The organism is Pyramidobacter sp. CG50-2 (assembly GCF_003612005.1).
Classification (GTDB): Bacteria; Synergistota; Synergistia; order Synergistales; family Dethiosulfovibrionaceae; genus Pyramidobacter.
Window position 1 is genome coordinate 18,724 of record NZ_RAWT01000035.1, and the last position, 10,921, is coordinate 29,644.

10 protein-coding genes are annotated in these 10,921 nt (G+C 61.8%); all 10 read right to left on the reverse strand.

Translation table 11 applies throughout. The features are described 5' to 3' along the window. Nucleotides 1-164: 164 nt before the first annotated feature. The gene (gene mrdA, locus D7D26_RS08160; RefSeq protein WP_120372714.1) at nt 165-1,943 is read right to left on the reverse strand and encodes a penicillin-binding protein 2; all 1,779 of its coding nucleotides are present in this window, start codon (nt 1,941-1,943) and stop codon (nt 165-167) included. Continuing rightward, the gene (locus tag D7D26_RS08165; RefSeq protein WP_120372715.1) at nt 1,924-2,406 is read right to left on the reverse strand and encodes a hypothetical protein; all 483 of its coding nucleotides are present in this window, start codon (nt 2,404-2,406) and stop codon (nt 1,924-1,926) included. The genes mrdA and D7D26_RS08165 overlap by 20 nt, the downstream gene beginning before the upstream one ends. Then, nucleotides 2,403-3,179: a rod shape-determining protein MreC gene (gene mreC / locus D7D26_RS08170; protein ID WP_120372716.1), complete on the reverse strand. Its 777-nt coding sequence runs from the start codon at nt 3,177-3,179 to the stop codon at nt 2,403-2,405. The genes D7D26_RS08165 and mreC overlap by 4 nt, the downstream gene beginning before the upstream one ends. 12 nt (nt 3,180-3,191) lie before the next feature. Beyond that, nucleotides 3,192-4,241 carry a rod shape-determining protein gene (gene mreB, locus D7D26_RS08175; RefSeq protein ID WP_078015802.1) on the reverse strand — a complete coding sequence of 350 codons (1,050 nt, stop codon included), beginning with the start codon at nt 4,239-4,241 and terminating at the stop codon, nt 3,192-3,194. Between the two features lie 47 nt (nt 4,242-4,288). Continuing rightward, complete coding sequence (locus tag D7D26_RS08180) at nt 4,289-5,008, reverse strand: JAB domain-containing protein (RefSeq protein ID WP_078015803.1); 720 nt, start codon at nt 5,006-5,008, stop codon at nt 4,289-4,291. A 4-nt stretch (nt 5,009-5,012) separates the two neighbouring features. After that, the gene (locus D7D26_RS08185) at nt 5,013-5,642 is read right to left on the reverse strand and encodes an MBL fold metallo-hydrolase (protein WP_120372717.1); all 630 of its coding nucleotides are present in this window, start codon (nt 5,640-5,642) and stop codon (nt 5,013-5,015) included. Beyond that, entirely contained in the window at nt 5,639-6,097 is a 459-nt protein-coding gene (dtd, locus tag D7D26_RS08190) for a D-aminoacyl-tRNA deacylase (RefSeq protein WP_078015805.1), read from the reverse strand. Before dtd ends, D7D26_RS08185 begins: the two co-directional genes overlap by 4 nt. A 3-nt stretch (nt 6,098-6,100) precedes the next feature. Beyond that, nucleotides 6,101-8,554 carry a RelA/SpoT family protein gene (locus D7D26_RS08195; protein ID WP_120372718.1) on the reverse strand — a complete coding sequence of 818 codons (2,454 nt, stop codon included), beginning with the start codon at nt 8,552-8,554 and terminating at the stop codon, nt 6,101-6,103. A gap of 73 nt (nt 8,555-8,627) precedes the next feature. Then, nucleotides 8,628-10,286: a DHH family phosphoesterase gene (locus D7D26_RS08200; RefSeq protein ID WP_233543507.1), complete on the reverse strand. Its 1,659-nt coding sequence runs from the start codon at nt 10,284-10,286 to the stop codon at nt 8,628-8,630. 68 nt (nt 10,287-10,354) lie between these two features. Then, on the reverse strand, nt 10,355-10,696 hold the full coding sequence (locus D7D26_RS08205; protein ID WP_078015807.1) for a lipopolysaccharide assembly protein LapA domain-containing protein: 342 nt from the start codon (nt 10,694-10,696) through the stop codon (nt 10,355-10,357). Nucleotides 10,697-10,921: the final 225 nt, after the last annotated feature.

Here is a 10,921-nt window from a genome sequence, read left to right on the forward strand (position 1 = left end):
CTGAAATACGGATTCATACTATTTCTTTAATAAAGGGCGAACTCAAGAGCGCTGCAAGGGAGATCCACAACGCCAGCGGCGCAGCAGTCGAAACGTTCCCGAGCGACTGAAGAACTCCGTTGCGACGCCCGGCGAACCATGTTAACGCTTTTATCAAGAAAGTATTATTTTTCTTTCGCACTGCCATTTTCATTCAGCAAAAAGCTCAGCAGCTGCCCAACCAAAGGGCCGGCCACGCGGCCGCCGCTCTCGCCGCCTTCGATGAAGCAGACGACGGCATAACGAGGCTTTGACGCCGGTGCGTAACCGGCAAACACGGCGTGATCCTTGCCGTGATCGTGCTGGACCGTACCGGTTTTGCCCGCAATTTCCACACCGGACACTGCGGCGCGATGACCGGTGCCGCCTTTGGCAACCACCGCCCGCAGCCCGGCTTTGACCAGTTGCAGATACTCCGGACGAAGCCCGGTAGGTTGTCCCTCTACTTCCGCCGTTTTCAACACGTGCGGACGATAGAAAACGCCGCCGTTGGCGATAGTCGCGTAGACGCTGGCCATCTGCAGCGGCGTGAGCAGCACAAAGCCCTGCCCGATCGACATGTTGACCGAATCGCCCTTGAACCAGCTCTGGCGCATCGTTTTTTTCTTCCACTCGGGCCCCGGCAGGATGCCCGCGGCTTCGCCGGGAAGATCGATGCCCAGCGGGCGGCCGAGAGCAAAGCGTTCTCCCACGTCATCATACCTTTTCACGCCGACCATCTGGCTGGTCTCGTAAAAATAGACGTCGCACGAATCGCGCAGCGCCCGCACGAAAGTCTCCCGACCGTGTCCGCCGCGCCGCCAGCAATGATACAAATTCCCCCCCAGGCGAAAAACTCCGGAGCAGTGAACCGACGTGTTTTTGTCTACCACACCGGATTCAAGCGCCGCGTAGCCGGTCACCGCTTTAAATATGGAACCGGGCGAGTACTGCCCGCTGATGGCCCGATTCAACAAGGGGCGGGAGCTGTCGAGATTCAGGCCGGCCCATTCAGTCCCGGACACCCCCCAAGCCAGCGGATTCGGATCATAAGAAGGATTCGACCACATCACGATCACTTCGCCGTTGTTCACGTCGAGAGCCACCATCACGCCATTGTAATCCTTCATGAGATCCGAGGCATAACTCTGTGCGCTCAGATCGATCGTCAGCGTCAGATCCTGTCCGATGCCCGGCATCGTTTCATTCAGCGTGCGGCGCTGACGGCCGCGGGCGTCCACTTCTACCGCCCGTTCGCCGATGGAGCCGCGCAAAACGTCTTCATAATATTTCTCTACGCCGGATTTACCGATCACGTCGCCGCCGATGTAGCTTTTGTTTTCATCAGTTTCAACGCTGCGCAGCTCCTGTTCGGAAATTTCGCCCACGTATCCCACCACGTGGGACGCCAAGGGACCGGCGGGATAAGTGCGGCGCCACACCGGCAGCGGGAACAGCACTTCGGGAAATTCAGGATCTTCCATCAGGCTGGTCATCTGCAGCAGCGTCAGATTCGAGACCAGCGAAATAGCCCGATACGGAGCCCAGTAAAGATTTTTGACGCGCTGTTCGAGCTTCTCCGGATCGTGAGGCAGGCGGGCACGCTGTAAAGCGCCAAGCAGTTTTTGTTTGACCTCGTCGCGCTGCAGGTCCAGCGGATAGCCCATGATATCGAACGTCATCACGTTCAGAGCCAGCGGCAGTCCCTTGCGGTCATAGATCTGCCCGCGAGCCGGCGGCATGCGGATCAGCCGAAGGCGGTTCTTCAGCGCCAGCCCTACGTAGCGGTCGGACCAGAGCACCTGAAAAAGCGCCAGCGCGACCGCCAAAACCACAAAGGATCCGGCCACGACGGCACGCCAGAAATTCAAGCGCGTGTCAGACAGCAGGCGCTGGGTCGGTTGTTCAGAAAGATTTTTCGTCATGAAGGCGAGACCTCACGAGCGCCAAAAAGATCAGCACCGCGGCGTTCGCGATCCATTGCACGCCGATGACGAGCCCGATCCGACCGGCCAGGACGCCGGCATCCCAAAAGAGCAGTCGCGACAGCGTCATCACGGCGCAGAGCAATGTCGTGATGACCACATAGGGCAGCGTTCGGCGGTTGGCCGCGGGAATCTGGAACCATGCCCAATGCGCAGCCAGAACCGCCGCCGTATAAAGAGCGCCATACAGCCCCGGTACTCCGATCCAGCGCAGGTCCATCAGCAGGCCGCCACACAGCGCCGCGGCGAACCATCGCCAAGGCACGCTCGGCTGCTTCTCCCGGGTCACGCACCAGATCAGCATCATCAGATAGATTTCCGGCGCCAGAAAGGTCTGAGTCATCATGATCTGCACAATGTCCTGAGCGTACCAGCCGAAAATCAGCGCCAGAAAATTTTTCATGGCTGCAAACCTCCCAGCACGGACACGTATTGGAGTCTGAACAGATCGGCGCCTGTCTTGACGCGGAACTCATCGACGCCCGCGGTCACCGTCCGTCGTTCCGAAGTCAGCTCGCCTACCGGCAGTCCGACCGGCAGCCGGCTGCCCAAAACGGTCAGGATCTTCATTCCCGGCTTGTAATCGCCGTCGGAAGGCAGATATCTGACCCATACGCCGCCTTCGTTGTCCCCCGTGACGACGCCGATCTCGCGCGTCTCTTCCACGACCACGGGAACGTAAAAGCCGGCGCTGGTGACCAAACGTACCCAGGCGCTACCGCCGCTCTGCGAGGTGATCACGCCGACCAGATCGGAGCCGTCGAGCACGGCGCAACCGGGATCATACCTCTCGTCGCCGGTGCCGATGCGTAGTTCTTCCCACCACATACTGGGGTCGCGAAAAATGATCGGGAAACGATTGCCGGGACGGGCACGCCGCTTAAACTCCGCCGAGATTTTCTCTCCCGATTGCAGACGCAGCGCGCGATTCTCTTCGCGCAGCTCCTCCAGCTCCATCAGCAGATCCCGACGTTCCGTGGTCCAACGACGGAATCGCTCGACGCGATCGATCACAAAAACGGCCGGTTTCTCAAGCGGGGCCAGCACCGATGCGGTTACATCCATGACATGGCGCGTCCGCCCGCTTCCAGTCGCTCCCAAGGCGAGAAACACGCAGGCGACGACACAGATCAGGCCGATAACCAACTCCCGTTCAAAGTTCCAGCGCTCTGCCATGATCGGGACTCGTTAGAGCTGGCTCTTGTGGACGGTCGTGAGGATCCTTTTCATTTCTCCCAAATTCTGCAGCGTCAGTCCCACGCCGTTGGCGACCGCGTGAATAGGCTCCTCGGAAAGGATCACGGGAGCGTTCAGCACCCGCGTCAGTTTTTCCGGCAGGCCGCGCAGCTGCGAAGCGCCTCCGGTCAACACGATGCCGTTGTCTACGATGTCGCGGGAGAGCTCCGGCGGCGTCTGTTCGAGAGCCACTTTCACCATGTCCTCGATGCGGGAGACGATCGGCAGCAGCACCTCGCGGACTTCCACCGAACTGACGCGGCTCACCTTGGGCAGGCCGTCGGCCAGGTCCCGCCCTTTCACTTCCATCTCAAGCTCTTCCTTGAGCGGCAGCACCGAACCGATCTCGTTTTTTACGTTTTCGGCCGTGCTTTCGCCGATCAGCAGCGCGTGCTTCTGCCGGAACAGCCCGATGATCGCCTCGTCCATGCTGTCGCCGGCGATGCGCAGCGAATTGCTCACCACCAGGCCGCCCAAGGAAATGACGGCCACTTCGCTGGTGCCGGAACCGATGTCGAGCACCATGCTGCCCTCCGGCGCGTTGATCGGCAGCCCGGCGCCGAGCGCCGCCGCCAGCGGCTCGTCGAGAATGTACGCTTCGCGCGCGCCGGCGCCCAGAGCGGCGTCGACGACCGCGCGGCGTTCGACCTCGGTGACCCGCGCGGGCACGGAAACGACGACTTGCGGATTGGAAAAATGTCCGGCCGCGCAGGCTTTGGAGATAAAATGGCGCAGCACGGCCTCGGTCATGTCGAAATTGGCGATGACGCCGTCGCGCAACGGCCGGATCACCGAGACGCCCATAGGCGTTTTGCCGATCATCGCCTTCGCCTCGCGGCCGTAAGCGATCACTTCCACGCCGCCGCCGCGCGGCAGTTTGCGCACCGCCACGCAGGAAGGTTCGTCGAAAACGATTCCCCGGTCGCTCTGAAAAACGACCACATTGGCGGTGCCAAGATCGACGCCTACGCCAACGCCGCCGGATCTTCCGAAAAGAGCCACGATTGTTCCTCCTCAACAGTTCTTTTTCCGCGCGGAAAAGAACGATTTCACTGTTTTACCGCGGCAGCATTCAACACCACGTCTTTGCCCGTGCTGCCGTCGCCAGGAATGCGGCGGATCCCGCCGCCGCCGGCAATGTAATGTCCATAATAACCGATCTGAAGCACCTGAAGCATTTTTGCCACCGAGCGCGACAGAAAAAGATCGTCGTCGCTCGGCGTCAGGCCGCCGTCGGGATGGTTATGCACAAGCGCCAGCGCCGCGCAGTTCAGCCGCACGGCGCGGCGCATCAGATAGGGGGCGTCCAGCACCGCGCCGTCGACGCCGCCGTACGAGAGACGTTCGTCCGCGATAGGAACGTCTTTACGATCCAGATAGATGGCGATGATGAATTCGCGTTCGTCCGCCGACAGCTGCCGGGCCCAAAATTCAAGACGGCTTTTCAGGTCGTCGCGGCGCTCCTCTTCGTCCGCTGCCCGCCGCCCCAGTTCAAGCGCCGCCAGCAGCGTCACCGCCTTGGCGAGGCCGACTCCTTTGACGCTGTCGCAGGGGCGGCTTCGCCCCGCCAGTTCCAAGGCGTGAGCGCGGGACAGATTTTTCAGCGAGCCGTATTTGTTCAGCAACTCCCGTGACATTTCGATCACGTTGCAGCCCTCGCGTCCCGTACCGAAAAGGATCGCCAGCAGTTCCTCCGTCTTCAGCGCTTCGGGGCCGCGGGCCACGAGCCGTTCGCGCGGACGTTCGCTGGCGTTCATCTCGAGTGCCATCGGTTCAGCCCTTCAAAAAGGGGTTCCACTCGCGCTCTTTCTGGAGCGTCGTCTCGGGCCCATGGCCGGGAAGCACGGGCATGTCGCCTGCAATGGCGTTGAGACGGGCCAGCGAGCGGGACATGGCCTCGCTGTCGCCGCCGCTCAGATCGGTGCGGCCGATGCTGCGGGCAAAAAGCGTGTCGCCGGAAACGAGCAGTTTTTCCCCGCCCTGCTCGGCGATGTAGCAGGTGCTGCCTTTTGTGTGCCCCGGCGTGTGCAGCGCCGTCAGCGAGATACCGCCGACGGAAAAAACGTCGCCGTCGCGCACAAGGCGGTCGGGCTGCACCGCTTCGATCTCGCAGCCGAACTCGCTGGCCAGATTCCGGTTGGGATCCGCGAGCAGCGGTTCGTCGTCCGCCGGCACGTACAACGCGGCGCCGGTCGCTTCCTTCAGCGCCGCGCAGCCAAGGATGTGATCCATGTGGCCGTGGGTCAGGACGATCGCCGCCAGCTTCAGCCGCTCGTTGCGCAGGTAACCCAACACGTCGGCGGGATCGCCGCCGGCGTCGATGCAGAAAGCCGTGCCGCGGCCGTCGTCGATCACGTAGGAATTGGTCCACAGCGGGCCAAGAGGAATGCGTTTGTAATTCATGACTCTTTCTCTCTCTCCGGAGTATCGATAATCAGCGTGACGGGTCCGTCGTTGACGATATTCACCGTCATCATGGTCTGAAACACGCCCGTCTCGGCGGGAATGCCCCGAGAGCGGACGCAGGCGACGAATTTCTCGTAAAGCGCGTCGGCCTGCTCGGGCCGCGCCGCCTCCGAAAAGGACGGGCGGCGGCCGCGGCGGCAGTCGCCGTACAGCGTAAACTGGGAAACGATCAGCATCGCTCCGCCCACGTCGGCCAGCGATCGATTCAATTTGCCGTTTTCGTCTTCGAACACGCGCAGTCCCGCAATTTTGTCGGCCAGCCAGCGGGCGTCGGCTTCGGTGTCGCCGTGCGTCACGCCCAGCAGCACGCAGAAGCCTCTGCCGATGGCGCCGACGCGAGCGCCTTCGGAATCGACGGAGGACGAGGTCACCCTCTGCACCACAGCTCTCATGTTCTACCCCCTGTATACGTCGATCACGTCGCGGATGCCGTTCAGCCGCGCGATGATGGAATACAGCTGTTCCAGATCCTGCACGGCGATATCCATTTTCATGCGAGAATTGCCGCTGCCCATCTGGCTGGCCATCACCGACGTGATGTTGATGCCGCCGTTGCCGCAGACCTGGGCGATGTCGCCGAAAAGTCCGGGGCGGTCGAGCGCGTCGATGATGATGCGCGCGTCGTACTTTTTCCGGTCGGTGTTGCCCCATGTGACGGGGATCAGGCGCTCGGGCGCGGCTTTTTCGAGGCGCGGGCAATTTTCGCGATGGACCATGATGCCGCGCACCTTCGTGGAAAATCCCACGATGGCGTCGCCGGGCACAGGCTGACAGCAGTGAGCCAGCGTCACAACGATACCGGATGCGCCTTCGACGATCACGTCGGCCCCTTTTTGAGCGAAGCTGTGAGGCTTCTGCCCCACCGCTTCCGGGACCTGCGGTATCGCCTCGGAGACGGGCGTGTTCAGCGCCACGCAGACTCTCTGGGCGATGCCCGCCGGCCCAATCGCGCCGGAACCGATCGCCGCCAGTACGTCGTCGGCGTTATTGCAGCTTACGTCGTGAGCGATGCGGCTGATGCAGGGGATGACTTCGTCCACGGGTTTGAAATTCTCGCCGAGGCGCGTCTTCAATTCCCGCTCCAGCAGTTCGCGGCCGCGCTGGATGTTCTCGTTTTTCTCCTGCGAATCGAGGCGCTTGAAGTAGCTGCGGATACGGCTTTTCGCCTTGCTGCTCTTGACGAAATTGGCCCAGTCGCGCGAAGGCTTTCCCTGCGGCGAAGTCATGATCTTGACGATGTCGCCGTTGTGCAGTACGTAGTCGGCGGCGACGATGCGGTTGTTGACCATGGCGCCCACGTACTGTTCGCCGATGCGGCTGTGCACGGCATAAGCGAAGTCCACGGGACAGCTGCCGCGGGGCAGGCTCTTCACGTCGCCCTCGGGCGTGAAGACGAACACGTCCGACGTCAGCACATCGTCGCGCAGGCGTTCCATAAACTCCTGGCTGTTGGTCTCCGGCCCGTTCTCGAGGGTCTTGCGGATCCATTCGAGCTTCTGATCCAGCTCGTCGATGTGCCCCTGACCTTCCTTATAGCGCCAGTGAGCGGCCACGCCGTACTCGGCCAGCCAGTGCATCTCCCACGTGCGGATCTGCACTTCCAGCGGCTCGCCCTGCGGCCCCATGACCGTGGTGTGGAGGGAACGGTACATGTTGTTCTTGGGGTTGGCGATGTAATCGTCAAACTGTCCGGGGATCGGTTTCCACAGCGTGTGGACGATGCCGAGGACGGTGTAGCAGGTCGTCACGTCGTTCACGATAACTCTCAGAGCCAGAAGATCGTAAAGTTGCTCCACCGACAGTTTCTTGCGGTTCATCTTCTCGAAGATGCTGTAGAAGTGTTTGGCCCGCCCCTTGATGTGAGCCTCGATGCTCATGCTCTTGAGCCGTTCGCCCAGGGTCTCCATGGCTTGGTTGACGATGGCTTCGCGCTCCGGCAGGCGTTTTTTGACGCGCCGCTTGATGTCGTAATACATGGTCGGATCATAATACTTGAAGGCAAGATCCTCGAGCGTGCGCTTGACCTGATAGATGCCGAGCCGGTGCGCCAGCGGCGCGTAGATCTCCAGCGTCTCCTTGGCGATGCGCTGCTGTTTGTCGCGGCGCAGAGCGCCGAGGCTGCGCATGTTGTGCGTGCGGTCGGCCAGCTTGATGAGGACGACGCGGATGTCCTTGGCCATAACGAGGAACATCTTGCGCAGGTTTTCCGCCTGATAGTCCTCGAAGGTCTTGAACGGCAGCTTGCCCAGCTTGGTGACGCCGTCCACGAGCATCTCCACGGTCGGTCCAAAACGATTTTTCATCTCGTCGGCGGTCACGGGCGTGTCTTCAAGCACGTCGTGCAGCAGGCCGGCCTGCAATGTCGGCAGGTCCATGCGCATGTCGGCGAGGATGGACGTGACGTACACAGGGTGAATGACGTAGGGCTCGCCGGAGGCGCGCATCTGATCGCCGTGTGCCTGCGCGGCAAACACCAACGCCTCGCCGAGCTGCTTGAGATCGTCATGCGACAGGTAGCGCGACGCCTTGCCCCACAGTTCCTGCCAGGCGAAGCTGACGGTCACTGAACGCTGAGGCACCGGCAGGCGTCCCATGTAACTGTCGCGCAGCATATTCAGCTCTTTTTTGAGCGCCGCACCGGGATCTTCCCGCGCCGCAACGGCAGTGCCGATCCCTTTGCCAGCGGAAGCCAAGGGATTGACGCGGGAAACGGCGAACTTGAAAGTTTCCGTCTCGGGACGGCGCGGCGCTTCCGCGCCTCCCTGCGCGACGGGCGCGCCGAGCTCTTCCGTATTCTTTTTCCGGTTGCGCGCGGCCGCGGCGGCAACCGTATCTTCCGTCAACGCCATGCTCCTCACTCCCTCGCGCTTTTATTTTTCCCCGCGAAACGCCGGCGGGCGCTTCCGCTGCTTTCTCATGAGATCAGGCCACGACAATGCCTTCAACGATGTACTGCAGGCTGACGCGCCCCTGCCAGAGATTCGGACGGGGACGGTAGAGCCAACCACGGATACCTTCCGTGCGTTCGATCTGCTCGGCGCCGTTGAAGGCGATCAGCGCGTTGCCGCCAAAAAGCACGCGGGTATGCAGGCCGCGCTTGCCCAACGGCGCATATGTCGTGCGGGAATCCAGCGGCACGAAAAAGGCCGGCAGAGGGTTGCCGTTGCCAAAGGGCCCGATGCGCTGCACCTCGTCCCATGCCGCGCCGGTGATCCGATCGGGTTCGAACTCGATCACCTCTTCGGGCGTTTTTTCAACTTTGATATTCTGAAGCAGACTGTTCAGCTCCCGCTCCAGGCGGGGCCATTTGAGCTGATCGACGGAGAATCCCGCGGCGCTTTTGTGCCCGCCCCAGGCGTCGAGCAGATCGTCGAGGCTTTTCAGCAGTTCCACCGCGTTGGCGCCGCTGGGCACGCGCAGGGTGCCGCGGATGCCGCCGCCCGACGGCGCGGCCAGCGCGAAGGCCTTGTTGTGTTCGCTGCACAGACGGCTGGCGATCGCGCTCAAGATCCCCACCGGCCAGCTGCCGTTGAACAGGACCTGCGACCGCTCGCCCTGCTCCAGACCGGCGTTGATGCTCGAGCAGATCGCCGCGGAAATATCGCGGCGGCGGCGGTTGAGATCCAGCAGCTGATCGACGCTGCGCTGCAGTTCCAGCGGCGTTCCCAATCCGGAGAGCACGTTGACCGCGACGTCAGCCACCTGCACGCGCCCGGCGGCGTTGAGGCAGGGGATCACCTTCATGGACAGACGATTTTCGTCGATCATCGAGTCGGGTTCGTTCGGGCACAGGGAGCGGAGCAGTTCGCGCAGCCCGCGGCGCGGAGCGCGGCGCATCATCTTGATGCCTTCGCGCGTCAGCGAGCGGTTCAGCGGCCCCAGCGGCATGCAGTCGGACACCGTAGCCAGCGCGGCCAGCTGAAGCATGCCGGCCAGGTGGCTTTCGGGCAAAATATGCGCCTGCCAGGCCCAACACCACAAAACGGCTGTCGCGCAAAGCCGTTTGGCTTCGGCGTCGCCGTCCATCTGGGGATTGACCAATGATTCGAGCCGGACGATGTCGCCTTCCACGGCATGGTGGTCGAAGATCAACACGTTCATCCCGGCGGTGCGCGCCATCTCTACGGCTTCCACGTCCTTCGAACCGCAGTCCGTCACGATCAGCGTGTCGAAACCGTCGGCGATGATGCGGCGCATGCTCGCAGGATGCAGGCCGTAACCTTCGGAACGGCGGTCGGGGATGTAATAGACCGCCTCGGACGCGCCGCTCTGCTGCGCCAGTTCAAGCGCGATCACCGTGGACGAGACGCCGTCCACGTCGTAGTCTCCGTAAACGAAAACTCTTTTTCCGGGCACCGCCTTCAGCCACAGCTCCCGCGCCGCCGAGGCCGCGCGTCCGAGAAAAAGCTCGTCCAACTGCCGGCGAAGATCGGGGACGTTCAGCAGCTGCCGGAATTGTTCCTCGCCCGCCGCTCGGCTGTCCAGCACCGCGGCGGCCAGCTCGGAACATTCCAGCCGGCGGGCGAGATCGCGGGTCTTCTCGCCGGGCTGGTAAATATCCAAATCATTGAACGAACACACAGGGATCAACGCAAACAGTCCTTCCTCGACGAAGCCGCCGGCGACCCCGGCGGCGGCCGTTTTTTGATTTACAGCGACGTGCCGTTTTCGATGAAAGTGATCTCTTCCTGAGACGCGCCGGCGGCCTTCATCGCCGCCAGCAGCGCGCCGCGCTCCTTCTCCAGCGCGGCGATGCGGCGGCGGGCGCGCTCGATCTCACGACGGCTGCGGAACCGGCCTTCCCATGAAGCGGCCAGCGAGATCAGCCACATCACGACGATGCCGAAGAAAAACAAAAAGACCTCCCAGAGTCCCTGAGGCAGCGCGAAGTCCCAGGCCAAAAAGCGCACCGCCAGAATATCCTGATTCTGCACCGCATAAGTCGCCGCCCAGATGGCGACGAAGCCAAGCCCCAGCCCGTAACTTCTCATCAGGCACTCCTCCTTCGCCGCGCCTTTTCATGCGCGTTGAAATTTTGCGCCGGACAAAAACGGCGACCGACAATACCAGGAACATTTTACCAGATTTGCGCTCACAAAACCGCAGTAACATCAAGTTTTCTTCACGGCGAACCAATTTTGAAATTCTTCAAGGTAAATGCAACGCAACATCCGGTACCCCGTTGCATTAAATCTGAATTAAAAGAAGCTTGCATT

What these genes read in the sequence shown, in the direction of transcription:
- mrdA (WP_120372714.1), bottom strand. Translation starts at nt 1,943, where the DNA reads ATGACGAAAAATCTTTCTGAACAACCGACCCAGCGCCTGCTGTCTGAC.
- D7D26_RS08165 (WP_120372715.1), bottom strand. Translation starts at nt 2,406, where the DNA reads ATGAAAAATTTTCTGGCGCTGATTTTCGGCTGGTACGCTCAGGACATT.
- mreC (WP_120372716.1), bottom strand. Translation starts at nt 3,179, where the DNA reads ATGGCAGAGCGCTGGAACTTTGAACGGGAGTTGGTTATCGGCCTGATC.
- D7D26_RS08180 (WP_078015803.1), bottom strand. Translation starts at nt 5,008, where the DNA reads ATGGCACTCGAGATGAACGCCAGCGAACGTCCGCGCGAACGGCTCGTG.
- D7D26_RS08185 (WP_120372717.1), bottom strand. Translation starts at nt 5,642, where the DNA reads ATGAATTACAAACGCATTCCTCTTGGCCCGCTGTGGACCAATTCCTAC.
- dtd (WP_078015805.1), bottom strand. Translation starts at nt 6,097, where the DNA reads ATGAGAGCTGTGGTGCAGAGGGTGACCTCGTCCTCCGTCGATTCCGAA.
- D7D26_RS08195 (WP_120372718.1), bottom strand. Translation starts at nt 8,554, where the DNA reads ATGGCGTTGACGGAAGATACGGTTGCCGCCGCGGCCGCGCGCAACCGG.
- D7D26_RS08205 (WP_078015807.1), bottom strand. Translation starts at nt 10,696, where the DNA reads ATGAGAAGTTACGGGCTGGGGCTTGGCTTCGTCGCCATCTGGGCGGCG.